Genomic DNA, 24,077 nt, shown 5'->3' with positions numbered 1-24,077 from the left:
CCGGGCGCGGATCGCGGCAACGCTGCAGTTCGTGACCGATAGAAGTCATGGAGCCGCTGCCTCCAAACACCACTGCCGCCCTCGGCGTAGTGCCTAGACTCCCACCGTGAACGACATTGCCCCTGCCCTTAGGCCTTCCCAGCCCCATGCTTTCGTATGGATCAAACAGCCACATCGTCTGATCGATTCGCAGTGGCGTAGCATTTATATTTTGATGGGTGAATACAATCCAAAATAATGATGGAGTTACCGGAAATGAAAAAGACATCTCTTGCTGCCATAACCCTTCTTGTTGCAGCAGGAAGCGCTTTCGCCGGAAGCGATCACTATGGATCGAACTGGGTCCAGCAACCCGCCACTTCTTCCGAAAGCACGCACACCTCCTCGATCAGGAAGACGGGCAACGATGCCGGCGTGCCGAAAACCGTGCGCAAACCGATTGCTCCCAGCAAGGAACCGGGCCAGGGCATCTGGGGTCACTAGCACCCGAAAATTGTAGAACCTGGAAGGACCGGGGCGCCGCCTCGGTCCCCTTCACGCTTTGCAACTGACCTTGAACGTCGCGTCGAGCCGCCTACCACAGCGATCTGAAAGCCGGGGAATTTGTAAAACGCCCTTTGGGATGGCGGTCGACGCTCCATAATCAGACCGCTGCAGCTATTTGGCTACCCCCGCTCAGAGCAATGCCATTCCGCCGTCGACCCGCAGATTGACACCGGTGACAAAACTGCTTGCGTCCGATGCCAAGAACAGAGCGGCTTTTGCCAGTTCTTCCGGCTGGCCCATTCGACCAAGGGGAATTGCTTCCGCCATGGTCTTCTCGAAGGATCCACGCATTTCGGCCGCTATGCCCAATTTGTCGAGAATAGCCGTATCGACCGGGCCCGGGCTGAGCACGTTGACGCGTATGCGACGCGATTTCAGTTCTATCGCCCAACTGCGCGCAAAGGCGCCGATTGCTGCCTTGGAGCCTGCATAAACGGCATGGCCCTCCAAGACTTTCTCGCTGGCTATTGACCCGGTCAGTATGACTGCGCCGCCATCGCGCATCAGCGGGATCAATTTCTGCACACCAAAGAAGACGCCTCGCGCATTAATGGAGAACTGCGCATCGTACTCGCCTTCGGAAACTGCCGCCGAATGCGTGATGGTGTTCACGCCGGCGTTCGCCATATAGATGTCGAACGCCCCGAACCTTTGATGGATCTGTCGCGCAACATCCTCGTGGTGCGCCACGTCGGCTACATCACCCTGAATGCCCAGTGCGCCAGCTCCGATCTCGGAGACTGCCTCCTCGACGGCACGCTGCCTCCGGCCGGTAATCACGACTTGCGCCCCCTCCGCCGCGAAAGCTCTCGCGGCGGATAGCCCGATCCCACTGTTCCCGCCCGTGATCAAAGCGGTCTTTCCTGAAAGTGTACCCATTTGCATTGCCTCTGATGATATTCACGAATGCCGCTGCAACTGCCAACCGAAGTTCTCAGCGTGAACTCGGACAGCTCAGACCAGAATGCACCCGCCAGCAGCTATCGATATTGAGTTTTCAGAACCAAGCTGGCCGCACCGGGATGGTGCGGCCAGCCATGATCGCTGCTTGAGAGCACTAGCCTTTGATGAAGGCGAGCAGATCGGCGTTGACCTGGTCCTGGTGCGTGGACGTGATCCCGTGGGGCGCCCCGGGGTAATATATGGCCTTTGCACCCTTGATCAGCCGCGCCGACTTGACTGACGAATCCCTGACCGGGACGATCTGGTCGTCCTCGCCATGCAGGATCAGCGTCGGTATGTCGAATTTCTTGAGGTCCTCGGTGAAATTGGTCTCAGAGAACGCCTTGACGCTTTCGTAGGCATTCACGAGACCGACCTGCATGCTCCAGAGCCAGAACTGATCCAGAATCCCCTGGGAGACCGTGGCGCCTGGCCTGTTTGCCCCATAAAACGACGGTGCGAGATCCAGGTAGTGCTGCGAGCGATCCTTGAGGAGGCCAGCCCTTATGCCGTCGAATACTTCGATCGGGAGACCTTCCGGATTGGCCGGGGTCTTCACCATGATCGGCGGAACCGCGGCGATAAGGACAGCCTTAGCCACCCGCTTCGTTCCGTGCCGGCCGATATAGCGAGCGACCTCGCCTCCTCCGGTGGAATGTCCAACCAGCGTGACGTCCCGCAGATCAAGGGCATCGATCACCGCTGCGAGATCGTCCGCATAGCCATTCATGTCGTTGCCGGACGTCGCCTGACTGGAGCGGCCATGGCCGCGCCGGTCATGCGCAACCACGCGAAAGCCGTTGTGGGCAAGAAAAAGCATCTGGCTGTCCCAGGCGTCGGAATTCAGCGGCCAACCGTGCGAGAAGGTTATAGCCGGGCCCTTGCCCCAGTCCTTGTAGTAGATTTCGGTGCCGTCCTTGGTCGTGATGGTGCTCATGGTCTTGATTCCTGATTGAGGGGTGGGAACACGTGGGCTTTGCCGGGCGCCAGATGACGAAGCGACTGGCAGCCCAGCTATGACCGCCGCTGAAAGGCCGGCCAACAAGACGTCACGGCGGGATGCGCCGAGGGTGAAAAGTCCATCCATACTCATCGTGTCCATCCTTGGTGCGCGGCTTCTAGGGGCGGCTCACCATCACGATCACCTGATCGACCTGCACGGTCGCTTTCGGGGGAGGAGCGGGCGAAGGAGCGGCGATGCTCGATGATCGTGATGGCTTGCATGGAAGAAGATGCGCCGATCCGATCCGCGAACCTATTCTACGCAAGCATCTGACATATGATGCCAAGGTGCAGGGTAGGTACGCCGAGGAATGGGGCTGTCGCCGAGGGGGCTAATTGCCATGACGTTAATGTCGTAGCGCGACGCTGCTTGCGGCGGCCGTTACAAACCGAACCTACCAATACGCATGAGGATCGCTTCTCAAACGAGAAAGCGGTTGATCACAAGCAAGTCACCGTCCGAACGGAGCGCGACAAGATTCGCAAATGTGGACCTTATATTAAGGAATCAATCCACCGCCGGTAAGAGACGTCTATACTTACGTATACTGCGTCTTAGCATCAGGGCAAAGATCCGCTAGCTTTCGTTTTATAGACATTAAGGGGCATTTGCCGCTCTTGGAGCCCCTTGGACCTCACATCCCGGAGTGCTTTTATGCGACTTAGCTTTTTTTCTGGTTTTCTCATTGCGGCCCTTGCTGCCGGGCCATCGGCTGCTGCCAACGCTCCGCACCCAGGCGTGCCGCTCGGACAATCGACCGACCTGTCGGCACGTATCGTCGACGGCAAGGCCGAAGTTAATGGGGTGGTCTATCACTATCTGCTGGCGGTAGGTGGCCCGAAAACTCTTGTGTTGCTGCACGGTTGGGGCACGACCTCATACATGTGGCGCTTTGTAATGCCACAACTGGTGGCGCGCGGCTACACTGTACTTGCGCCCGATTTGCGCGGTTTGGGGGACACCGCCAAGCCTGCGGCCGGCTACGAAAAGGCGTCGATTGCCGAGGATATTCACGCACTCGTCAATCAGTTGAACCTTGGTCCGGTCGTCAATCTTGTCGGCCACGATATGGGTGGCATGGTCGTTTATTCCTATGCGGCGCAGCACCCGGAGGAAGTCACCACACTAGCCATCCTTGACGTCCCACTGCCAGGCATCGAACCATGGAACGAATTGATCCAAGGCCCTCGCACTTGGCATTTTCGCTTCCATTCCGTGCGCGACGTACCGGAAATGCTCATCGCCGGTCGCGAGCTTGAGTATTTAAAGTGGTTTCACAATGCAGAGGGGGTGAATACTCGCGTGTTCGACAACGAAGCCGACGAAGTCTACGGCCGTTCCTATGCCCAGCCTGGCGCATTGCGCGCAGGCTTCGAGTACTACCGGGCTTTCCCCCGTGACGAAGAACAGAACAAAGCCTTTGCAAAACACAAGCTGACCATGCCGGTACTCGGTATAAGCGGCTCTGGTGGCTTGGGATCGATGTACGAAGACCATCTCCGCCATGTCGCCGAAAACGTACGCTCCATAGTAGTCGAAGGCTCAGGCCACTGGGTTCCGGAGGAGCAGCCAGCCGCCGTCATCAAGGCCCTGTTCGAGTTCCTGCCACCAGCATACTAAGCTTCGCTGGTGGCTGAAGCCACAACATTAGCGATAGTCGCCGTGATGGAGATACGCCGCTCCAAAGGTTTCCCAATGCGCCGCGGTTAGCTGGCGATGCGCTGAAGAGCTTGGCAGCGCAGCCTCAACACCGGTTACACGCGGCGGTTATCGCTCTAAGCTTTGTAAAGTTTTGTCTGAGTCCGGATCTCCTGGGCGGGCTACTCTTAACGAAGACGCGCCCGCCGCCGGGCGATCCTATCGGACGGAGGCATGGTTCACCCCTTCGAGAGTCCTTGCAGCGCCGGCCTCGCGCATCGACGGGGGCAGCGATTCCCAGGCCCGGATCAGCTCACCGATGGAAGCAGCTTCCATCTTGCGCATGACATTGCCGCGGTGAAGCTTGACGGTCACTTCACTGATGCCGAGATCGAAAGCGATCTGCTTGTTGAGGCGCCCGCGCGCCACTTCATGCAGAACCTCACGCTCGCGCGGGGTCAGCGTCTCGACACGCTCGATGTTGCGCTTGACGACCACCGCATCCGCCCGCCGCTTGGCATCCACCGCGATGCCCGCGATCACGGCGTCAAGGAGCGTTTGGTCGCGCACCGGCTTGGTGAGAAAGTCCACAGCGCCAGCCTTCATCGCCTGCACAGTCATCGGGATGTCGCCATGCCCGGTCAGGAAAATGATGGGCTTGGGATTGCCGTTTTTCGCAAGATGGTACTGTAGATCGAGACCGCTCGCTCCTGGCATGCGCACGTCGAGGATCAAACAACCGGGGCTGTCCAAGACGTCAGCGTCGAGCAATTCGCGGGTCGAACCAAAGCAGACCGGCTCAAAGCCCATCGACAGGATCAACTCCGCCAGCGCCTCCCGAACAGACGCATCATCATCGACAATGATGACGAGCGGCTGCTGCGGCTCAGCTTTCCGCTGCTGTGACACTGGCGTCGATCTCCGTAAGAGCGGTTGGTCAACTCTCATGTTCTTCCCTCGGTTTCTTGGTTGCGTAAAGCGTCGCCCACCGCCGCAAGCAGCGCCTGGCCATCGAAGGGCTTGCGGAAGCATCGGCCAACACCCTGGGCTCGGACCTGATCGGCAATCTCGTGGCGGCCGGTAATCAGAAATACCGGCAGCTCCGGACGCGCCTTCTTGATCAGGTCACGAAGTTCAAAGCCGTCCATGCCAGGCATACCAATGTCGGTGATAAGCACGTCCAAGTCCGACAGCCCGCTGACGAGCAGTGATCCCGCCGACGAGAAGCTGCGGGCAGCATAGCCCGCGGATTCCAAAAGATCCTCCAGCGACTCGAGCAATCTTGGATCGTCATCGACAATCGCCACGACTAGCCTCCGCTTGCTCACACTCAGTTCCCCCCTGCCCGGCGCGAGTGCGTGATCGGTATTCCCAATCGCTCGGCAATGCGCACGAGGTCGGCAAGAGACGCCGCTGCCATCTTCTGCATGACGTTCCTTCTGTGAATTTCCAAGGTGACTTCGCTGATCCCTAGTTGAGCGGCAGCCTGCTTGTTGAGCAGCCCGCTCACCACAAGCGGCAGCACCTCGCGTTCGCGGGGCGTCAGCTCAAGATAACGTTGCTTCAACGCGCCCAGTTCGGCGCGCTCCGATCGCTGTTCCCGATCCTGGGCTATCGCAGCGTCGACTGCCGCCATCAGGTCCTCGTCGCTGAAAGGCTTGGTCAGGAAGTCCACAGCACCGTGCTTGATCGCACGCACCGACGATGGGATGTCGCCATGTCCTGTTATGAAAACGATCGGCGGATGATCGCCATGCGCGATCTGCCTCTGCAGATCGAGGCCGTTGATGTCTGGCAACTCGACATCGAGGATGAGGCAAGCAGGGACGTCCGGCTTGTCAGCGCTGATATAGTCGCCGGCCGATCCAAACGCCATCGCGCGTATGCCGTGTGAGGCCAGCAGCTCGTTGAGCGCCTCCCGGATGCGATCGTCGTCATCCACGATGAAGACAATATGATCACCTGTCGTCATAGCGCAGCTTTCGCTTCGGCGGGCGCGAGAATACCGCGGCCGAAAGGACGAATCGCTGTTGCTGAAGCAGCGCCATCGTCATCGGCCGCTGCTGAAGAACAAACACGCCCACCCGATTGTTGGCGTCTTCGCGTGGCATTTGCCCTCAGTTGCTGGATCTGGGCTGGTGAATTCATGCTGTCATCTTAGTCCCGACCCTCACCGACCGCATCTCATGGAAATCCATGTGTCATTGGCCGCGTCCTTTTGGGGGAGTCCGTTTGACCAAGCTCTTGCGCGAATGATCGTTTCGTACAGGCGTAGAGAAGCGGCCTTTGCAACAACGACTTGAAAGCGGCGGTCGCTTCCCCGATGCGCTGGCGTCAGCGACGAAGACGCTTTTGCGGCGTCATGGTGCAGCTTTAGCCTCAACCGGAAGCGTGAAGATGAACGTTGTCCCGTGCGGCGTGCGGCTCTCCGCCCACAAGCGTCCGCCGTGAGACTCGACGATCGAGCGGGAGATCGCGAGTCCCATGCCCATCCCTTGCCCTTTCGTCGTGAAGAACGGCTCGAATATTTTGTCGGGATGTTCGAGCCCCGCACCGCAATCGCTGACCTCAATCTGGATTGTGTCCGCTGTCCGGCGCACACGCGTCCCAAGAACCTTGTCGCCGCCAATGGCGTCCATCGCCTCGATGCCGTTGCGCATGAGATTGACCAGCACCTGCTGGATCTGGATGCGATCGAAGGCAACCAGCGGAAGGTTTTGTTCGATGTCCACGTCCATTCGAACGCGATGCCGCATGGCTTCCTCGGCCATGAGGTCGCGGGCCTCGGCAATGACACTGGGCATGGGCGTGCTGGTTCTCATTTCAAGGGATGGCCTGAACAGGGCACGGATGCGGCCGACCACATCTGCCGCCGAGTTGGCGTCCCGGATGATGCGCTCGGCCGTGATCTTGGCGCGGTCGAGGTTCGGCGGCTCGGCGGACAGCCAACGGTGACATGCATTGGAGTTGGCGACGATCGCGGCCAGCGGTTGGTTTACCTCGTGGGCGATGGATGCGGAGAGTTCGGCGAGGCTTGCCGCCTGGCTCGCACGCGCAAGTCTCTCTTGCGCCAGACGCAGCTCCTCTTGCGCCCGCACCTCATTTTCGATGTCAAGGCAGATGACGTTCCACTGCACGATGGCGCCTTCAGCGTTGCGCATCGGCGCGGCTCTTGTCTCGACCCAGCGATATTCGCCATCGAAGCGCCTCAGACGGTGCCTTCGCGCATACGGCTCGCCAGTAGACAACGAATGGGCATATCTTTCCTTGACGCCCGCCAGATCGTCGGGATGGACACCGGCGTCGAGCGTCCCGGCCAGCCGGGACTTTCCCGCTTCGTCTAGTTCTTCAAGGTTGTATCCGAGGAATTCGCGAAGCTGCTGGCTCCGATATATCGGCTCGCCATTCGGCGCAGCGCAATCGATCAATGCCGGCAACGTTTCAACGAGCTGCCAGAGCGCTCGCTCTCTCTCGCGCAAGTCTTCCTGAGAACTCACGAAATCGTGGATGTCAACGTTGGCGCCATACCAGCGGATGATGCGACCACCCTCGTCGCAGAGCGGATCCGCACGCCCTTCCGTCCAACGGTATGAACCATCCCCTCGACGGTTTCGAAATTTCAACTCGAATGGTTCGCCCGTGCTGAAGGAATGGGTCAGGGCCTGCAGCAAAGCGGCCCTGTCTTCGGGATGGACGATGGTCTGAATTGCGCTGGACAACCCTCCCTCAGCGTCGAAATCTTCCAGCCTCAAACCAATATAGTCCATCATGGTTTTGTTGATGTAGGCCGGCTCGCCCGCGGGCGAGACGCACCAGATCTGCACAGGCACGGTGTCAATGAGCTGCCGAAGCTGCAGTTCGCTTCGCCGCAAGGCCTCCTCCGTGAACATCTGATCGTCAATGTCATGCGAGAGGCCGTACCATTGGACGATGCGTCCGGCCTGATCCCGCAGCGGCTCCGCGCGACCCTCCATCCAGCGATGGACGCCGTCCGCACGACGTAAGCGATACTTCATCAGGAACCGCTCACCCGTGGCGAAGGAGCGGTTGAGTGCTTCTCTCAGGCCGGCAGCATCGTGGGGATGGACAACTGTCTCTATGAAGGCCGCCAGGCGGCTGGTGTCCCGCATGTCCGCATCTGCTATGCCCAGGCCGAGAAAGTCTATCAGGCGCTTGTTGAAGAAGGTCGGCTCGCCGTTCGGAGACAGCCGCCATAGGTAGCTCGGGACCAGGTTAACGAGTTGTGAAAGCTCCTGCTCCCGATCGTGCAAGGCAGCCTGCGTGGTCACCAGGTCATGGATGTCGACGCTCACACCGTACCATTGGAGGATGCCACCATCTTCGCCGCGCAGCGGCTCCGCGCGGGTCTCGGTCCAGCGGTAGCGGCCGTCGGCCCGCCGTTGGCGATATCTCTGCGCGTAGGGCACGCCCGTCGCGAATGAATGGCGGATCGCTTGCCGTGCCGTGTCGAGATCATCCGGATGGATCACGCTCAGCGAAGGCGAGCCGTCTGGAGCGGTGATGTCACCCAGAGTTGCCCCGGTTACGTCCGTGAAGCGCTTGTTGACGTAGGATGGTGTCCCTTCACCTGTGGTGCTCCAGATCAAAGCCGGCACGGTGTCGATAAGTTGCTGAAGGCGTCGCTCGCTTGCGCGCGATGCTTCTTGCGCGCGAACCTCATCGTCGATGTCGAGAGACACCCCGTACCACTGTACGACCGTCCCGTCATCATCACGCCGAGGCTCCACCCTGCACTCAGCCCAGCGATAGCCATCGTTCTCGCGCCAGCGGAACCGCATTACGGAGCCGTCGCCAGTTTCGAAACACCTCAGCAACGTACGCTGCACGTCGGCAGCATCGTCTGGATGAACCAGTTCTTGCAGCAATTCCTCGATGGGTGGCTGCTCAAGAGCTTCGAAGTTCGGGATGACGGAGCGGAAATGATCCTGATAACGCTTGTTGAAGTAGACTGGCCCGCCCGTGGACGTTGCGCTCCAGATGCGGACCGGCACGGCGTCGATCATCTGCTGGAGTTGCAACTCGCTGCGTCTCAAGGCTTCGAGGCTTTCGCTCAATGTGAGCACCGCCTGCTGATGTTGGCGAGATATGGCGGCCACGATCAAAGCCGAAAATGCCGACGTGGCCAGAAAAAGCTGCAGCATGATTTGGTTGTGTTTCTGGAACTCGGGATCGCCGGCAAATTGACTGGCGCCGGATATCGTGAATACCGCCGTGATCAGGGCAAGCAAGATCAAGGCGACGGCGGCACCTCTGAACTCAAAGCGTACCGCAGCCCAAAGGAGAGGCGGCATGATGATGTACGCGAAGGGCAGGTAGCCGCTAAAGGAAAGTGCGGCAACACCAAGCAAGACCAGTCCCAGGACGCAAGCTTCCATCCATCGCGCGGCCGAGAGCCGGGCCTTGCCGCGCCAGTTCTGGAGCACGACCAGTGCCAGCGGCGCCACGATTAGGACCCCGGTCGCATCTCCAATCCACCACAGCGGCCAAGCCGCTAGGAAGGTTTGTGACTGCACGCCAAACCACGCAAGTGTCGCACTTCCCACGGTCGCGCTTGCAACCGGCGCAATTCCAGCTGCCAGGACGACGAATGCTAGAACTTCTTGCAAGGTTTCCAGCCCGAGCGGGCGCCTGCAAGCCCGGTCCACGAGCCATGCGCCGATCGCTGCTTCCAGAGCGTTGCCGGTGTAGATCAAGAAGGCCGCAGGCAATGCGGTGTGGAACCACAAGAAATTGCTGAACAGTTCAGCCAGACACGCGCCCAACATCCACCACGGCCAGCTATACCTTGACGTAAGGACAAGCGTGGCGATGAAAAGTCCGCTGGGAGGCCAAATGGAAATACCCGTACCAGGTACGATTGCGAGCGACTGGGCGAATCCGCAGCCCAGGACATAGGCCGCAATAAAAAGCCCTAGATGTAAGGACTGAGGGCGGTGCGCCCAAACCCTTGACGCACGGCTTCCTTCGAGATCACTGACAACATTGCCGGGAGACGGATCCGGTTCATGCGCCGCGAGAGGTCGGCCGCTTCGCTGCGATGCAAGTCCGGATTCGTCCGCCCCTTGCTTAAGCGGTCGTGTTGCTTCGGTGTCGGCATCGCTAAGCGAGGTGGATGCTGTCGTCATCGGCTGCTCCTGACGGACAAACAAGGCCTGGTCGGCTCCCCGTATAGCACTTGCTCTCAGCAGCTGAAATCTGGGCTGATGAACCAACACCTCACCATAAGCGCGCCGCGCCCCAGCCGCACCTCATGGAAATCCATGAGCCGCAGCGAGACGTGGACGCGGCGATCGTCATGACCGGGTCGAAGGCCCCGTGTGCGCGCACAATGATCGCCTCGTGCAGAAGCGGCGCGAATGGGCGCGTCAAGGAGTGTAACGCCGCTTGCCGCGCAAAGGTGCGAGCCGGACAGGTAAGACGCTCGTTTGCCTTTTCGTCGGCTGCAGAGTGAAACCGGAAAAACCCCTGCGTTCATCATCCCTGTCTCGTCCGGTTGACACGGCTCGCAAGATTTGACCTGGCAGCTATACCGATAAAAACATCTGTTCCACGGTGTAGGATCTCTACGCGCGGTTTCGTTCCGCGGAGCGACTTGGCGACCGAGGAACAGCCAGCATCCGGGAGCATCACTCCGCGCCGCTTGCCTTCGCGCCACCATAGCCGCAGCAGCTCCAGAAGTTGCCGCGACAGCATGGCGCTGCGGTCCCTGCGTCCCTTGCACTGCTCGACGCGGATCAGCATGCGTGTCGAGTCGATGTCGTCGACCTTCAGATGCGCGACCTCGGACACGCGCAGACCCGCGCCATAGGCGAGCGCGGACTTGTACTTGATGCCTGGCGCCCTCGAGCAGTCGCGCCGCTTATTCGAAGCTCAGTACATCGGGCAGCTTGCGGGGATACCGGGTGACCACCAGCGCGCTCGCCAGATCGCGTCGCTTGAGCGTCACAGTGAACAGGAAGCGCAGCGCCGAAACCGCACCGTTGATCGTCGCAGTGCCCACGCCGTTCTCGTGCTGATACAGCTGGAAGCGCCGGATGTCCTCGCACGCCGCGGTGTTGGCGCACGGCCAGGGAACGCGGCGAAGCGCCGGACATGACGAATGTAATCCTGCTGTGTATGTGGTTCCAGACCCCGCATCAGCATGTCTGCTGCATGCGCTGGTGAAGCGGCGTGATCGGAGCGTCGGTCGATAAGGTAGCATGGCAAGTTCTTCTTGTTGAGAGGAACTCCATGGTCGGATCGTGTTCTCAACCTGCTCAAGGCCTTTGAATTTGGTTTCAACACTGCCAATATTCGTTGGCTGGCGAGGGTTTTTGGGTGCGATGATCCGGTGGCAACCAGCGAATGGCAAGTGGAGCTTAGTGCGGCGCAATCGCGGTTATCGGCCAAGAGACGAGAATGGAAGAGAGCCGGAAGCAGCGTTGCACAGGAGATTCCAGATACAGCACTGGCTGCGACCCTCGATGACGACACAGCGTCTCCGGCAGAGCTAAAACGGGATACTGACGCCAAGGGGCCGAGGCGGCGTTTTAGTTTGGCGAGGAAATCGGAGGCGTTTTTTAGTCACGGATCTCCCCTGAATTTACCGGCGTCGGTGTTTGCCGGCATGACCGCCCTCGGCTTTTTGTCGTACATCATTGGTATCCACAACGTCACCTACGAGCGAGCGGACGGGCTCGTTAAGCAGGTTGGATTCCTTTGGGCCGCAAATTGGACACTCGACTTTATGGTGTTCTTACCGCTGTTTTTCTTCTTCGTTATAGAGTTGCTGGTCTTCTGGAAAAGTGAGGGGCGCAGAAAGCTCGCAGCGCAGGGCGATCAGGTGGAAAGCGACGACGCCTGGTTGCGCAACGTTGACGCTTCCTCGTACACATATTGGTCGGTTTTTTTGATTTGCTTGCTGTTCGCGGGTCTTTTTCAATGGATCGGCGTGTCCTTGATCCCGTTGATGAAAGGCGGTGGCAACTATGCCGTGGATTGGGGAAAAATAGCTCTTGTGCGTCCTGAGGTCATATCTGTCCCCGAAACGCCGGGGCTAGGCCAAATATTTTGGAATTAAACTGTGGCCACTATTCGCTCGTCATGCCGCGTTACATTTTGTTGGCCGGTTTGAGCTTGAAGCGGTTATTAAGGCGCGGCCGTTGAGCGGTTTCTGTCACATGAAATCCGGGGAAGCTGTGGGAGCGACAACGTCGCCTAGGTGAACAATTTGGCTGTTTTTGCCGATCCGGACGCGGCGATTGCTGGTATCGATTGGACGGGAACAGTTCCCCTAGTGGCGCAACGGCGGCAAGGCTCAGCTGCGTACCCCACACCGTTCTTGATCACGGCGGCGTCGCGATCGCTTTCGAGCGCCTGCAGCCCAACGCCGTGGCACGATACGCAAGGTACGCTGCCTTGCTGATCCTTGCCAAGTTCAGCGGCCCACCATTGGAGTTCCCGACGCTGCCTTCGGGTCAAACTGTCAGGGGTCATCCCTTTGGCATTCCCGCAGATTCTGGAAGGCAAAAAACGCCTTGCGTGATCGAAAGGACGACCCCTCCTTTCGGTTCGACAATGGCTCCCGTCCAGGCTTGCGAGTAAGTGCGGCTCGCATCGACCGCCGTCAACCACAGGACGCGGTTGTCCGCCAGCTCGACTTTCACCTCCGCCTGCAGGGGACTGTCATTGACCGTCTGCCGGTAGTGTCGCTTGATCTTCACCGTCCCGTCGGGAAACAGCGCACGGCTGTTTTCATATTCGATCTCGAACTTCACACCGGCTGCATCGCCGATTTTGCAAGTCCCGTCTCGCTCACAGATCGTGCGGGCCGTCGCTTCGCACGTCCAATTATACCCTGACTGCCACATCGGATTGCCTGCCTGCGCAAACGTGAATCCGGGCACCAGCAGAGTGATGATCGCTGCGGGGGCGATCGCACGCATTCGAAAGAGGGACACGCTGTCATTGTTCATGGTTCTTCCGGCCCGTTTACCTCAGTCGTCGGCTTGACCAGCAACGGCCCTTGTCGCCGATGAAATCCAGTGCTGGCGCTGTTCTGATAGAACGCCAGCGTCATCGCTGCCACATGCAACGCAGCGTCAATCCCCTCGCGCTCTGCGCGTTCGCGCAGTTCCTCAAAATACATGTCCGCGATCTGTTGGGGGTCGCTCATACAGCGATGTTAAAGTATCAACTCCTTTGTCGCTAGAGGGGAAAGGCGGGCTCGGCCCCTCTCCCCAAAAAGGCGAAAACGGCATCCCCCCATTCTTCGTCCGCGGCTTCGCCGACTCCGTGCAGGACCGGCTGCGGATCCGCATGCGAGAATCTTGCGCCGGCCCTTCGGGTGAGTGGTCCCCCTGCCGGTTTTCGCCTTACAGTCACGATCCTGAGCGGCACGCGCGCCGACTGGATCAAGAACAACGTGAACGTTGGCGACAGCTTTTACGTGGCAGGCCGGGTTGGGAAACTCGTCCAACGAAAAGGACGGCAAGACGGTCTACACGACCGATGTTATCGCGACGATATTCACTCGCGTCCATCCTCGCTCCGAAGCGAATGAAAACACTGACGACAGCGACGAATAGTTAACGACACGGGCGGCGAAAGCCGCCCTCCCCTGTGCAGCGAAGGCGATCGGCCGGGAACGGATGCGCCGACGGCGCAAAGCCGAACCGCCTCGGCGGCACCGCGTATTCCGAGGTTGTCGGCAATCATGTTTTTACTTTAATTTATGCGTCGTGCCGCTTACCGTGGCAAATCATCGAATCGTGGAGAACTGATAGGCAAAAAGAAAACCCGGCGCGAAGGCCGGATTTCCAAGAGGTCGTAGCTAGAACGGAACGCCAATTCCGTCGAATTGCCACCAAAACAAGATGGCAAAATCTAGCTGCTTCCCCTGACAGTCGCAACAGGAAAATGCGCTTTCGCGCCACGGATTTTCTTTGCCTGAAAACAAGGGAAAGACGTGGTGACCATACACACCGAAATGGCCCAGTGGCTTGCCGACATCACGACGGTCAAGCAGATCGACCACTATCTTGCGCTGGTCTGGCGAGGGCTAGCCGAGGGCGCCTTGAGGGACCAGGAGGCGCAAGAACTAAGCGAGGCCGCCTGTTCGCGGCGCTCCCTGCTGCAAGTGGCGCGCGAAGCCCGGCTGCCGCCGGCGCGCACCTACTTTCCGCAGCGTCCGAAATCCAAGCAGTCGCGCCACCAAGCGGCGAGCGGGTCGCGCTGCCCCGTCCGATGGGCGAGGAAACGGCGCTTGGGCGATATGGCCGCCCTGCCCCCAAATGTGCGGGATCGCTTCACGGAGGGCGAGCGGGCTGTGCTTTACATCGTCGCCTCGGATTGCCGTCAGCACGGCTCTTGCGGATCGAGCGTCAAAGAGATCGGCGACCGCGCCGGCGTCGGCGCCACCACCGTCCGCAACGCGCTGCGCCGGGCCCGCCATCTTGGCCTGCTCGACATCACAGACCGCCCGCAATGGCGCGCCAGACATCTGCCGAACCTGGTAAAAATCCAGTGCCGGCGCTGGCTCGCATGGCTCAAAAAATTTCGGCCGAACCTCGGCCTTAAATTTTGTCCGACTGGGTTCAAAAAAGCGGCGTCCTCAGGAACCTTCGGCAATAAACAGAAAGGCGGACAGCCTTCTTACAGCCGGGCGGATGGCCCTTCGGGCCGCTTTCAGCGGTTTGCTAGACCAAACCACCGTCCGGCTGACGGCTCGGACGCCTAACCCGATCAGTCCGCACCCAGTCGAACCGTCGCAAAGGGGCTTTTGAACAAGCCTGCCGGAGCCGCTTGCGCTGAGCAAGGCAAAATTCAGCGCTTGGGGACGCGGCCCAGGAGCAGAGCGGCCGTCGGCACGCCAAGCCCTTTGGCGATCATGCCGATTATCGCCAGCGTCAGGTTCTGTTGCCCTTGCTCGATCTTGTAATACGTGACGACCGAGATGCCGATCAGGTCGGCAACATCCTTCTTCATCATGTCCTTGCGGCTGCGGAAGCCATTTATCGCGCGCGCGATATTGTCCTTGATCTGCTGGACGTCGAGCCGCTTCATGGATGGCTCCAGGATTGCCGGCGGCAGCAGCAATTCAGCGACGCTGATTTCAAGGGCCCGTGCAAATAACGCGACCGTCGCGAGTGTCAGGTTCTGCTCCTGGCGCATCGTCAAATAGTAGGTGCGGTAGGAGAACTCCTTTTCGCTGGCAAAGTTCTTGATCAGCGCCACGAAATCTCGATTCGCCAGATTCCGCCGCTGTCGTTCTTCTTCGAGTTTTGCCGCTATTTGCGCCTGCATGGCATCGCGCTCTGGGTTGTCCAAAACGTTTCTCGGATCGTATTTTTCCACCGCCGTCCAACCCCATACAAACCTCCTTTCGTGGCCGCAAGAAATAAGTTAAAGTATAAACTGCGACATCCGTGAAAGGAGCTCCTTTTGACCAAATCTCTGCTCTATGCCGCCGCCATTGCGGCTGGCTCCCTCTACGCCAGCAGCGCGCCGGCATCCGAATGGGGCTGTCAGGTACTGCTGTGCGTTTCCGGGAACTGGCAAGCCACCCCAAGCTGCCACCCGCCAATGTACCGGCTCCTCGCCGCCATGAAGCGTCCTGGTTTCTCGTGGCCGAAATGTCCCGCCGCGAGTTCCTCCGCGGCGCGGAAAGACGTCTATGCCGACTGCCCCGAAGGTTGGAGCGTCGGCTACAGCGACGTCGGGCACAACGGCAACCGCTCGAAACCAAACATGTGCGAGAAGCGCGAGAATCTGTGCTTCAACCATCGCAACGGCAGGCCAATCTTCAAGCCAGTCACCAACCGGCGTGACGGCGACAGTTGCCAGAAGACCATCAGCATGCCGCGGCCGGTGCGGTCAAAGCCTTGGTACGTTGAGTACACTGACGCCAAGGGTTTTAGACACCGGGCCTGGTTCAATCTCAACATCTGACTGCTGCTTCCGTCGATTCTATTATGACACTCTAATTGACGTGCGAACGGAAATCGAGCCACCTAATTACAGAAGGGATCCCAATATGCGCAGCATCAACCGTTTCACCGTTGCCGGGAACGTAGGCAGCGTCACCAGCTTCAATAAGGCGGTCAAGGTCAGCATCGCTGCCGACCGCCATTGGACCAACGACGCCGGGAAAAAGGAAACCAGGACGGATTGGGTCACCGTCACCGTGTTCGATGATCAGGCCGCCTGGATCAAGGACAACGTTTCCAAAGGCCAGCCGGTCATAGCCGAAGGCCGCATAAACAACTCATCCTACGAAAAGGACGGCGAGACGGTCTACACGACCGATCTGGTCGCAACGACGTTCAACGCCTTTCAGGCCACCAATGCCAATGCGAACGATTGACAGAACCCGTCCGGCGGCTCAGCACCTTCGGTCCTCCTTCCGGGAGCGGTGTCAGCGGGTTGGTCACCGCGGCGCCGCAATTCGGCAAAGAACGGCAATGGCCGCCAAGTTTGCACACCCTCCCCTTTGGCCGAGTGGCGCCCTGGCAAGCCATCCGCCAAACAAGGATGATAGTCATGGAAGACGGCCTACTTGATGTGATCACGGCCGCGACCACGGGGAACGTGTGCAGTGAAATCGAATGCCGCCGCGGCGGCCTCGTCATGGCTGATCCTGGACGAATATAACCGGGTCCAGGTCGATGAAGCCTATGATCTGGTGACGACGACGCCGATCGGCGCGTTCAGTCCCGCATTTGTCCGCAAGATTGCCGGCGTGATTAAAGAGACGGCGGCGCAGCGTCGATTGCGCGGCAATCGTTCGCAAATAGCCGGACTGATTTTCTTGGCATGCCTCCGGTCCTTACCCGCATCGAGCGGGACAGGACCGGAGCGAGGGGCGCCCTACGCCCCTCCCCTCGCGTTCCCCTCCCCGACCACGGCCGGCGCTCCGTTTCGCGCTGCGGGGTCACTTCAGCCTGCGAGAGACGGGATCTTGTTATCCACGCAGCAGACATCGACCCAGCGGCTCTGGCAGTCGCGCAATACAATGCTCGCATGCACGGCGCATCAGCATACAGCCGGTCGCCCGAAAAGGTAGCCGCGCAGTTCTGCGGTTCTCGGGTCTGTTCTTTTGCATACGCACGCCGCCAGCAACGCAGACCGAGGGCCAACGCCGGCTTTGCCGCCGCGACACGGTTGCCTTGACCGTTGGTTTGCGGACCAAGATGGGAGCTGATGCAAGTGGCTGATGGGGCTTCGTGGAGAATTCCAATTGTCAGCCGTACTTTTCCGCTTTTCGGTCAATGATAACAATAGGGTAAGTTCAATTCCGGCTCGCAAGTTGTGGGACGGGATCCCCGATCGCTTACGTTAACCTTTTGTTAACTCAATATTTCTTGCCGGGCCGCATAGAATCGGGCGATAGTAACGATACTTTAGGGGGAAACCCGAAAATATCGTTCCTGAAAGGCCAGCGGGCAATGAACATAGCCGCTCAAGTTGAAGAAATCGGCTTTGCAGACACCATTCTCGACCAAGGCAGCGAGATTTCACGCAAGCTGGACATGCTCCGTATCGAAAAGTTTCCGCCAAATGCCCAGAAGACGCTTCGGCAATTTTCTCTTGCGGAGGTAGCAGATTACATTGGGGTGTCCCAGAGCTACCTGAAGAAGCTGCATTTGGAAGGCAAAGGCGTGCAGCCGATCACATCGCCAACGGGGCGCCGCTCGTACACCGCGGAGCAGATGAACGAACTCAGGAGGTTTCTCGACCGTGAACCACGTCGCCGAGCAGGCGACAAACTGCAGGTCCTGGCTGTCGTCAATTTCAAGGGCGGCTCAGGCAAGACAACGACTGCAGCGCATCTAGCGCAGTATCTCGCGCTCACCGGACATCGCGTGTTGGCGATTGACCTCGATCCGCAAGCTTCTCTCACTGCCCTTCACGGCATTCAACCTGAACTGGATCAAAATCCCTCGTTGTATGAATCGCTGCGGTACGACGAACAGAAGAAGTCGATCGTCGAGGTCATTCGACCTACGAATTTTCCGAACCTCGACATCGTGCCCGCGAACCTCGAACTTCAGGAGTACGAATACGACACACCTCTGGCGATGCAGGACAAGGGGTCCAGTGCGGGGAAGATGTTCTATACCCGCATCGGGGACGCATTGGCCGAGGTTGATGACCGTTACGATGTTGTTGTTGTCGATTGCCCGCCGCAACTCGGATACCTGACGTTGACGGCACTGACTGCGGCGACCTCCGTTCTGATCACTGTTCATCCGCAGATGCTCGATATCATGAGCATGAGCCAGTTCCTGCTTATGCTCGGCGAAATCCTTAAGTCGATCGAGGGGGCCGGTGTGAAGGTTTCCCTGAACTGGTTCCGCTATCTCGTCACCCGGTTCGAACCTACCGACATACCGCAGACCCAGATGGTTGGATTCATGCAGTCCATGTTCGCGAAGCAGATGCTGAAGAACCACATGCTGAAGTCGACCGCGATCTCGGACGCAGGGCTGACCAAACAGACACTGTACGAAGTCGAACGGTCGCAGTTCACTCGATCGACATACGACCGCGCAATGGAATCCTTAACTGCCGTGAACGGAGAGATTGCCGCTCTCGTCCACCAAGCATGGGGACGTAGGCAATGACCGTTCTGTTGTCAGCCGTACAATCGCGGGTTTTAGTCAACGATGACAATGACATGTTTCATTTTCGGAGAAGCTGAAGATGGCAAGGCGAGACGTGCTACTAGGCATTACGCAAGCGGAGACGACTAAGCCGGATCGCCAGGCGACCGCTGGTTACGCGACGCGTGGGGCCTCACGATCGATGCTGTCATCCATCGGTGAGCTTGCAGCCCAGGCGGCAAAGGCCGAACTGCTGCTTGAAGGCGAGACAGTGGTCGACCTCGATCCCAGTCTCATCGATGGCTCGTTCGTTTCCGATCGCATGGAAGACGACGACGAGGCGTTCGCTGAATTGGTGGCCGCAATTAGGGAGAGGGGGCAGGACAGTCCGATTCTGGTTCGGCCTCACCCCGCGAAGAACGGGCGCTATCAGATCGTATTCGGTCACCGTCGTGCTCGCGTGGCAAAACAACTTGGGAAACCCGTCCGCGCCGTCGTCAAGGAGCTTCATGACAAGGATCATGTGGTTGCGCAGGGACAGGAAAACTCAGCACGGGCCAATCTGTCTTTCATCGAGCGGGCGGTGTTCGCACACAATCTGGCGGATCTCGGCCATGACAGGGAAACCATTCAGTCAGCTTTGGCGATCGACGCTCCAATGCTTACGAGAATGCTTTCGGTCACAAAACGCATTCCAACTGCCATCATCCATGCGATCGGAGCCGCAAAAGGTATCGGCCGCGACCGCTGGCTTGACCTGACGCTGCTGATCGAGAAGCCGTCAAATCTGGTGAAGGCACAGGAATTCGTTGAGACTGAGGAGTTCAAGTCGGCGGCAACCGATGACCGCTTTAACCTCCTCTTCAATTCTTTAAAGACACCCAGAAAACCCAAGAAGGGGGCAGGTGCGTCCCCCAATGCCAAATCCTGGGCTATGGCAGGCAAATTGGTCAGCGTGACCACGAAGGACACCGGGAAGGCATTCACCTTGGCTGTGAAGGCCAAGGACGCCTCCCGTTTCGGTGCGTACCTTTCCGAGAACCTGGAGCAGCTCTATCGCGCCTTCAGGGATTTGGAAACGAAGCAAACAGGAGACTGAAACCGCAAAAGAAAAAGGCCCCCGAACGTCACCGTCGCGGAAGCCCTTCTCGTTTCGTAGCAGATCGAGAATCCCATTTCCGCGAATCAGTGTCAAGAGTTTTAAGCGTCGATTCGGCGGACGGATTTCTTTTGCCTAATTGAAGGCGAAGGAAGAAATGGACACGCATATCTCAACGACGCCCTTTGGGCGGCGTCCGATGACGCTTGGCATGATTTCAAGCCAAGTCACCGCAAGGGCGGTGCCGAAGGACGTGACCGTCCACAAATGGCATGTCTTCCAAGATATCAAGGACGCCAGGCTCGCTCTGGGCGCCACGGATCGCGCTTTGGCCATTCTCGACGCGCTGTTGTCGTTCCATCCGGACACGGCGCTTTATGGCGACAGCGAGCTGATCGTCTGGCCATCAAACGAGCAGCTGATCCGCCGCGCCAACGGAATGCCGCCAACGACTTTACGGCGGCACCTGGCCGTCTTGGTCGAGTGCGGATTGATTATCCGTCGGGACAGCCCAAACGGCAAGCGCTTCGCCCGCAAAGGGCGGGGGGGCGAGATCGAGCAAGCCTATGGCTTCGACATCTCGCCGATCGTCGCGCGCGCTGAGGAGTTCAAGGATCTTGCGGAAGCGGTCAGATCTGAGAAGAAGGCCTTTCGTCTCGTTAAGGAGCGGCTAACCATATGCCGCCGTGACATCGTCAAGATGATCGACGCCGGGATTGAGGAAGGCGTGCCGGCGAATTGGGGCAGGGTCCAGCAGGCCTACCAGGCGATTGTCGGCCAAATACCACGCACCGCACCCAGACAAACCCTCGAGGCGATTGCCGAGGAGCTTGAAGGCCTTTGGGCTGAAGTGCGTGAGGCATTGGAATCATTTGTAAAAACACAGAAAGTGGACGCCAATGAGTCCCGAAATGGATGCCACATACAGAATTCAAAACCAGACTCTAAATTTGAATCTGAAAGCGGCTTGGGAAATAAACATGAAGCGGGCGCCAACGTTGCGGACACCGACAACGTACGGAGCCTGCCGAAGCGCGAATTGCCCTTAGGGATTGTGCTGGACGCCTGCCCGAACATGCTTTGGCTGGTGAAGGGCGGCGGCGGAATCCGCAACTGGCGCGAATTTCTGGCCGCGGCCGAGGTTGCCCGGCCGGCCATGGGCGTCAGCCCGAGCGCTTGGGAGGAAGCGCGAACGGCAATGGGTGAGCAGCAGGCGGCAATCACCATTGCCGCGATCTACCAGCGGCAGGACCAGATCAACAGCGCCGGCGGCTATTTGCGCAGCCTGACGGAGCGAGCAAAGGCCGGAAAGTTCTCGGTCTGGCCGATGGTGATGGCTTTGTTGCGGGCAAAGCTTGACGCATCCAAGACGACCGGAACCGGGTCCGGAACTGAAGCCCCTGCCGTCGATTTGGAGACGGCGGGCAAGGTTGTGCGCACCGAATCCCGGCTGGAAATCAGCGACGCGTTGCGCCGCAGCCTCGACAAGCCGGGGCGCGGATCATGATCAGCCGGGCGGGTTTCGATCTGAACTATGGAACATGGACGGTGGCTGCAGCGCTTGTCGGGAAGAGCGTCTTATGAGAGCATCGAGGGCATGAAAAACGAACACGACCGGGAACCGACGCCCGATGAAACCGCCGGAATGGTGTGGTGGAACTCACTTGCCGAATCCGATCGTGCGGCTTGGCTGGCGCGGGCTGATAGCGCTATTCCAGCTGATGCCTGGGCCGCGTACAAGCGGCTCGGGGATGTTGAGCGTCAGCCACGGACCGTAAACTGAGGACTGTTTTGCAGCGGAATGACGGTCCTTGTACCTTGGTTAGCTCCGGGGTAGTTCGGCGACGAGTCCAAGCCGGCGGGCTCGATCGAGCAGGTTCTTGACTGAGGAGGCAGACCATTTTGCGCTTCCTCGCGGGGTTCGCTCATACAGGCGCTCGAGCTGGCCAGCGATGTCGCGGAGCGACAGGTCTGGGTTAGACTGCGAAATCCCTGCCACAAGAGTGATCAGGCGATCTTCGGGAGGCAGAGGAGACGCCCGCTTTAGCAGTGTGGATTCGGCCAGGTGCTCGGTGACGAGCCACTTCACGGCCCGCCGCAGTCGTTCAGGCGTCCAGTCGAGGCCGCGCTGCTTCAGGACCCGAGCGATATCGTCCCAGTTGTGGTCTGGTCGCATCCGGCGGACCGTCGGAAGCCACTGGTTCATCGTTGATTGTATCCGTCGGCCGTAGGCTGCCTTTTGCACCGCGGTCATCTTCGCCAGGGCTTCGGGCTTGCGCTCCCGGATCCCAGGATTGCCTGGCAGCCGCCCCTTCGATCTTGCAGCGATGATGCCGGCCTTGGTCCGTTCCGAAATCAGCGCACGCTCGAGCTGGGCAACGGCGCCGAGGACCTGCAGCGAAAACATGCCCTGTGGCGTCGAGGTGTCGATCGGATCTCGGAGAGATCGGAAATGCGCGCCCTTCTCAGTCAGATCCTCGATCACCTGAAGAAGATGGCTGACCGAGCGCGCGAGGCGATCGAGACGCACAACGACCAGTACATCGCCGGCGCCGATATCGTTGATCAACCGCGATAGGGCAGGGCGGGCTCTCGACGCACCGGATCCATGTTCCTGAACGACGACGTCGCAGCCGGCCGACCGCAGCTCGATTTCCTGCGCTTCCGTCGCTTGTTCGTCCGTCGACACGCGCGCGTAGCCGATTTGCCGGCCCTGTGGTCGACCGGAGCGTCGATCTTGCGCTTCACGGGCCATTTACGGCGTCTCTCAGTCTCGAAAAGGGGGCTTGTACAAACACCGAAGATATCAACAAACGATCGGTTGTAAACGTCTTTAGGCACCCTTTGCATCGGCCCTACGGCCTCGGTGAGCCTGAAAAGCACCGTTTTTCAGGCTCCAGAGGGCCTTAGGGCGTGGTGCTGTACAGTCCCGATATGGGGTGATTATCGATAGTGAGAAAGACACCAGAGAATATCCCCTGCAAGTCAACTTAACTGCCGGATAGCTTGACTAACGCGAATCAGCCATCATGAAAACAATGGCTTACGACATCGGCGATTTGTCCCTGAAAACCCTGATCGGGCCGGTTGCCCGCACGACCGAAGCCTTGGCGCGGCTTGACGAGCGGCTGGCTCGTTCCCCCGTCCGCGACGGTTTTGTCGAGCGCCAGCACTTCGCCGACGCAGCCGCCGCGCTGTGGCTCGAGGGCGAGCTCGTCCACCTCGAAGACCTCGTCCTACACGACGCCCACATGGACATTCGCACCCCAACCCACGAACTCACCCGTGCGCATGCGGTGCTGCGAACCCGCCGTCGAATTTTGTCGCAAGGGCCGGACTGGGCGCTCGGCCGGGAAGGGTTTTTGGCCCTGACCGGCCGGGGTGGCGCCATGCCGGCGGCGGAACAAAAAAACTGGGAAGGGCAGGAGGCTGGAACCAGCGTAGTTGAAGCCGATGTTCGGGACGATGTTGAGGACGATCTTCTGGCTGAGGAGTTTGCCGAGATCGATGCTGTCTTGGCACGCTCATCAAAGATCCTCAGCGGTGCCGACGTGCCGGCGAGGACGCCGCGTTCGGACGAGCGGCCGGACTTGATCTACGATCTCGACTGGAATGAAGAAGAACGGCTGGCCGAATGGCAGGCCGTCCTCGCGGAAACGCGCACGTTGCCGGCGGTGTTGCGCGCGGCAATCCTGCTCGACGCCTGGTCGGACATCGAAGTACTGCAGCATGCCGCCTGGCTAGGGCCGCAGCTCGTTGCCGCGCTGCTCCGGCAGGAGGGTCTTGCCGGCAACCATCTCGCCTGCCTTCAACTCGGCGCCAAAAACATTCCGCGCGAGCGGCGGCGAGCGCGCAATCGCGGCGATCGGCTGCTGGCCTCTCTCGATGGAATCCATGAGGCGGCGCTGGCTGGCCTGAAGGAACACGATCGGCTGGTGATGGCGAAAAGCCAGATGGAACGGCGGCTCAAACAACGGCGCACCAGCTCGAAACTGTCCGACCTGGTCGAATTCGTACTCTCGCGGCCGATCGTCTCGACCGGCATGATCCAAGAGGTGCTAAAAGTCTCGAAGCAGGGCGCGCTCAATCTTATCGGCGAGCTCGGCCTTCGCGAGATGACGGGGAGGGGGAGGTTTCGGGCATGGGGGGTGATTTGAGAGCATAGCCAACGTGCGGAGCTTGGTAGATGTCGTTGTGCATCCGTTGGTCGCTTCCTCGATCGATACATGCACCGCGTAGGCCGGCA

At 59.3% G+C, this 24,077-nt stretch carries 24 protein-coding genes and 2 pseudogenes; 13 read left to right on the top strand and 13 right to left on the bottom strand.

Annotation, left to right across the window (positions count from 1 at the left end):
• Positions 1–255 precede the first annotated feature (255 nt).
• Positions 256–483, top strand: coding sequence for a DUF680 domain-containing protein (locus tag AC0L2R_RS28195; protein ID WP_473512804.1), 228 nt, complete (start codon positions 256–258; stop codon positions 481–483).
• 192 nt (positions 484–675) lie between these two features.
• Here the strand turns inward: AC0L2R_RS28195 and AC0L2R_RS28190 are convergent, their stop codons facing one another.
• On the bottom strand, positions 676–1,425 hold the full coding sequence (locus tag AC0L2R_RS28190; protein WP_473512803.1) for a glucose 1-dehydrogenase: 750 nt from the start codon (positions 1,423–1,425) through the stop codon (positions 676–678).
• Between the two features lie 178 nt (positions 1,426–1,603).
• Positions 1,604–2,581: an alpha/beta fold hydrolase gene (locus AC0L2R_RS28185; protein ID WP_473512802.1), complete on the bottom strand. Its 978-nt coding sequence runs from the start codon at positions 2,579–2,581 to the stop codon at positions 1,604–1,606.
• Positions 2,582–3,145: 564 nt separating this feature from the next.
• Here AC0L2R_RS28185 and AC0L2R_RS28180 point away from each other — a divergent pair.
• The gene (locus AC0L2R_RS28180; protein ID WP_473512800.1) at positions 3,146–4,111 is read left to right on the top strand and encodes an alpha/beta fold hydrolase; all 966 of its coding nucleotides are present in this window, start codon (positions 3,146–3,148) and stop codon (positions 4,109–4,111) included.
• Between the two features lie 237 nt (positions 4,112–4,348).
• On the opposite strand, the gene AC0L2R_RS28175 is transcribed toward AC0L2R_RS28180, so the two are convergent.
• The 6 genes from AC0L2R_RS28175 to AC0L2R_RS28150 all read right to left on the bottom strand — a co-directional run bounded on the left by AC0L2R_RS28175 (position 4,349) and on the right by AC0L2R_RS28150 (position 11,150).
• A complete protein-coding gene (locus AC0L2R_RS28175; RefSeq protein ID WP_473512832.1) occupies positions 4,349–5,077 on the bottom strand; it encodes a response regulator transcription factor in 729 nt (242 codons plus the stop codon).
• Complete coding sequence (locus AC0L2R_RS28170; RefSeq protein ID WP_473512799.1) at positions 5,074–5,457, bottom strand: response regulator; 384 nt, start codon at positions 5,455–5,457, stop codon at positions 5,074–5,076. Before AC0L2R_RS28170 ends, AC0L2R_RS28175 begins: the two co-directional genes overlap by 4 nt.
• 2 nt (positions 5,458–5,459) lie before the next feature.
• Positions 5,460–6,101 carry a response regulator transcription factor gene (locus AC0L2R_RS28165; protein WP_473512797.1) on the bottom strand — a complete coding sequence of 214 codons (642 nt, stop codon included), beginning with the start codon at positions 6,099–6,101 and terminating at the stop codon, positions 5,460–5,462.
• A 388-nt stretch (positions 6,102–6,489) separates the two neighbouring features.
• Positions 6,490–10,275: a PAS domain-containing protein gene (locus AC0L2R_RS28160; protein WP_473512796.1), complete on the bottom strand. Its 3,786-nt coding sequence runs from the start codon at positions 10,273–10,275 to the stop codon at positions 6,490–6,492.
• A gap of 349 nt (positions 10,276–10,624) precedes the next feature.
• On the bottom strand, positions 10,625–10,939 hold the full coding sequence (locus tag AC0L2R_RS28155) for a tyrosine-type recombinase/integrase (protein WP_473512795.1): 315 nt from the start codon (positions 10,937–10,939) through the stop codon (positions 10,625–10,627).
• A gap of 70 nt (positions 10,940–11,009) precedes the next feature.
• Positions 11,010–11,150 carry a hypothetical protein gene (locus AC0L2R_RS28150; protein WP_473512793.1) on the bottom strand — a complete coding sequence of 47 codons (141 nt, stop codon included), beginning with the start codon at positions 11,148–11,150 and terminating at the stop codon, positions 11,010–11,012.
• A gap of 267 nt (positions 11,151–11,417) precedes the next feature.
• Here AC0L2R_RS28150 and AC0L2R_RS28145 point away from each other — a divergent pair.
• Positions 11,418–12,173, top strand: a pseudogene (locus AC0L2R_RS28145) (RcgA family putative transporter); the annotation flags it as partial.
• Positions 12,173–12,295 (top strand): annotated as a pseudogene (locus tag AC0L2R_RS28140) (dienelactone hydrolase-related enzyme); the annotation flags it as partial. The pseudogenes AC0L2R_RS28145 and AC0L2R_RS28140, both read left to right, overlap by 1 nt.
• A gap of 326 nt (positions 12,296–12,621) precedes the next feature.
• Here the strand turns inward: AC0L2R_RS28140 and AC0L2R_RS28135 are convergent.
• From AC0L2R_RS28135 to AC0L2R_RS28125, 3 genes are all read right to left on the bottom strand, one after another.
• Positions 12,622–13,104: a hypothetical protein gene (locus tag AC0L2R_RS28135; protein ID WP_473512792.1), complete on the bottom strand. Its 483-nt coding sequence runs from the start codon at positions 13,102–13,104 to the stop codon at positions 12,622–12,624.
• Entirely contained in the window at positions 13,101–13,304 is a 204-nt protein-coding gene (locus AC0L2R_RS28130) for a hypothetical protein (RefSeq protein ID WP_473512791.1), read from the bottom strand. The genes AC0L2R_RS28135 and AC0L2R_RS28130 overlap by 4 nt, the downstream gene beginning before the upstream one ends.
• A 657-nt stretch (positions 13,305–13,961) precedes the next feature.
• Positions 13,962–14,165: a hypothetical protein gene (locus AC0L2R_RS28125; protein ID WP_473512790.1), complete on the bottom strand. Its 204-nt coding sequence runs from the start codon at positions 14,163–14,165 to the stop codon at positions 13,962–13,964.
• Positions 14,166–14,393: 228 nt separating this feature from the next.
• Between AC0L2R_RS28125 and AC0L2R_RS28120 the strand changes: the two genes are divergently transcribed.
• On the top strand, positions 14,394–14,867 hold the full coding sequence (locus tag AC0L2R_RS28120) for a hypothetical protein (RefSeq protein ID WP_473512789.1): 474 nt from the start codon (positions 14,394–14,396) through the stop codon (positions 14,865–14,867).
• Positions 14,868–14,953: 86 nt separating this feature from the next.
• Here the strand turns inward: AC0L2R_RS28120 and AC0L2R_RS28115 are convergent, their stop codons facing one another.
• Entirely contained in the window at positions 14,954–15,457 is a 504-nt protein-coding gene (locus AC0L2R_RS28115; protein ID WP_133254834.1) for a helix-turn-helix domain-containing protein, read from the bottom strand.
• Positions 15,458–15,571: 114 nt separating this feature from the next.
• Here AC0L2R_RS28115 and AC0L2R_RS28110 point away from each other — a divergent pair, with 114 nt between their 5' ends.
• From AC0L2R_RS28110 to AC0L2R_RS28080, 7 genes are all read left to right on the top strand, one after another.
• Positions 15,572–16,078 carry a hypothetical protein gene (locus AC0L2R_RS28110; RefSeq protein ID WP_473512787.1) on the top strand — a complete coding sequence of 169 codons (507 nt, stop codon included), beginning with the start codon at positions 15,572–15,574 and terminating at the stop codon, positions 16,076–16,078.
• 85 nt (positions 16,079–16,163) lie between these two features.
• On the top strand, positions 16,164–16,493 hold the full coding sequence (locus AC0L2R_RS28105; protein WP_473512786.1) for a single-stranded DNA-binding protein: 330 nt from the start codon (positions 16,164–16,166) through the stop codon (positions 16,491–16,493).
• 231 nt (positions 16,494–16,724) lie between these two features.
• The gene (locus AC0L2R_RS28100; RefSeq protein ID WP_473512785.1) at positions 16,725–17,192 is read left to right on the top strand and encodes a hypothetical protein; all 468 of its coding nucleotides are present in this window, start codon (positions 16,725–16,727) and stop codon (positions 17,190–17,192) included.
• A gap of 382 nt (positions 17,193–17,574) precedes the next feature.
• Positions 17,575–18,753, top strand: a complete 1,179-nt coding sequence (gene repA, locus AC0L2R_RS28095; RefSeq protein WP_473512784.1) for a plasmid partitioning protein RepA — start codon at positions 17,575–17,577, stop codon at positions 18,751–18,753.
• Positions 18,754–18,832: 79 nt separating this feature from the next.
• A complete protein-coding gene (repB, locus tag AC0L2R_RS28090) occupies positions 18,833–19,831 on the top strand; it encodes a plasmid partitioning protein RepB (RefSeq protein WP_473512782.1) in 999 nt (332 codons plus the stop codon).
• Between the two features lie 157 nt (positions 19,832–19,988).
• The gene (repC, locus tag AC0L2R_RS28085; RefSeq protein ID WP_473512781.1) at positions 19,989–21,338 is read left to right on the top strand and encodes a plasmid replication protein RepC; all 1,350 of its coding nucleotides are present in this window, start codon (positions 19,989–19,991) and stop codon (positions 21,336–21,338) included.
• Between the two features lie 90 nt (positions 21,339–21,428).
• Positions 21,429–21,614, top strand: coding sequence for a hypothetical protein (locus AC0L2R_RS28080; RefSeq protein ID WP_473512780.1), 186 nt, complete (start codon positions 21,429–21,431; stop codon positions 21,612–21,614).
• A 39-nt stretch (positions 21,615–21,653) separates the two neighbouring features.
• Here the strand turns inward: AC0L2R_RS28080 and AC0L2R_RS28075 are convergent, their stop codons facing one another.
• On the bottom strand, positions 21,654–22,586 hold the full coding sequence (locus tag AC0L2R_RS28075) for a recombinase family protein (RefSeq protein WP_473512779.1): 933 nt from the start codon (positions 22,584–22,586) through the stop codon (positions 21,654–21,656).
• A 274-nt stretch (positions 22,587–22,860) separates the two neighbouring features.
• On the opposite strand from AC0L2R_RS28075, the gene AC0L2R_RS28070 reads away from it, so the two are divergent.
• Complete coding sequence (locus AC0L2R_RS28070; RefSeq protein WP_473512778.1) at positions 22,861–23,988, top strand: RHE_PE00001 family protein; 1,128 nt, start codon at positions 22,861–22,863, stop codon at positions 23,986–23,988.
• Positions 23,989–24,077 lie beyond the last annotated feature (89 nt).

Source organism: Mesorhizobium sp. WSM4820 (assembly GCF_055811075.1).
The sequence above is the reverse complement of the archived record's forward strand: the minus strand, read 5'-3'. Positions and strand labels throughout refer to the sequence as shown.

Bases quoted from the DNA above. Each gene is read 5' to 3' on its own strand.
- AC0L2R_RS28195 (WP_473512804.1), top strand. From the start codon at position 256: ATGAAAAAGACATCTCTTGCTGCCATAACCCTTCTTGTTGCAGCAGGA.
- AC0L2R_RS28190 (WP_473512803.1), bottom strand. From the start codon at position 1,425: ATGGGTACACTTTCAGGAAAGACCGCTTTGATCACGGGCGGGAACAGT.
- AC0L2R_RS28185 (WP_473512802.1), bottom strand. From the start codon at position 2,581: ATGAGTATGGATGGACTTTTCACCCTCGGCGCATCCCGCCGTGACGTC.
- AC0L2R_RS28180 (WP_473512800.1), top strand. From the start codon at position 3,146: ATGCGACTTAGCTTTTTTTCTGGTTTTCTCATTGCGGCCCTTGCTGCC.
- AC0L2R_RS28175 (WP_473512832.1), bottom strand. From the start codon at position 5,077: ATGAGAGTTGACCAACCGCTCTTACGGAGATCGACGCCAGTGTCACAG.
- AC0L2R_RS28165 (WP_473512797.1), bottom strand. From the start codon at position 6,101: ATGACGACAGGTGATCATATTGTCTTCATCGTGGATGACGACGATCGC.
- AC0L2R_RS28160 (WP_473512796.1), bottom strand. From the start codon at position 10,275: ATGACGACAGCATCCACCTCGCTTAGCGATGCCGACACCGAAGCAACA.
- AC0L2R_RS28135 (WP_473512792.1), bottom strand. From the start codon at position 13,104: ATGAACAATGACAGCGTGTCCCTCTTTCGAATGCGTGCGATCGCCCCC.
- AC0L2R_RS28130 (WP_473512791.1), bottom strand. From the start codon at position 13,304: ATGAGCGACCCCCAACAGATCGCGGACATGTATTTTGAGGAACTGCGC.
- AC0L2R_RS28105 (WP_473512786.1), top strand. From the start codon at position 16,164: ATGCGCAGCATCAACCGTTTCACCGTTGCCGGGAACGTAGGCAGCGTC.
- repA (WP_473512784.1), top strand. From the start codon at position 17,575: ATGAACATAGCCGCTCAAGTTGAAGAAATCGGCTTTGCAGACACCATT.
- repB (WP_473512782.1), top strand. From the start codon at position 18,833: ATGGCAAGGCGAGACGTGCTACTAGGCATTACGCAAGCGGAGACGACT.
- repC (WP_473512781.1), top strand. From the start codon at position 19,989: ATGGACACGCATATCTCAACGACGCCCTTTGGGCGGCGTCCGATGACG.
- AC0L2R_RS28080 (WP_473512780.1), top strand. From the start codon at position 21,429: ATGAAAAACGAACACGACCGGGAACCGACGCCCGATGAAACCGCCGGA.
- AC0L2R_RS28075 (WP_473512779.1), bottom strand. From the start codon at position 22,586: ATGGCCCGTGAAGCGCAAGATCGACGCTCCGGTCGACCACAGGGCCGG.
- AC0L2R_RS28070 (WP_473512778.1), top strand. From the start codon at position 22,861: ATGAAAACAATGGCTTACGACATCGGCGATTTGTCCCTGAAAACCCTG.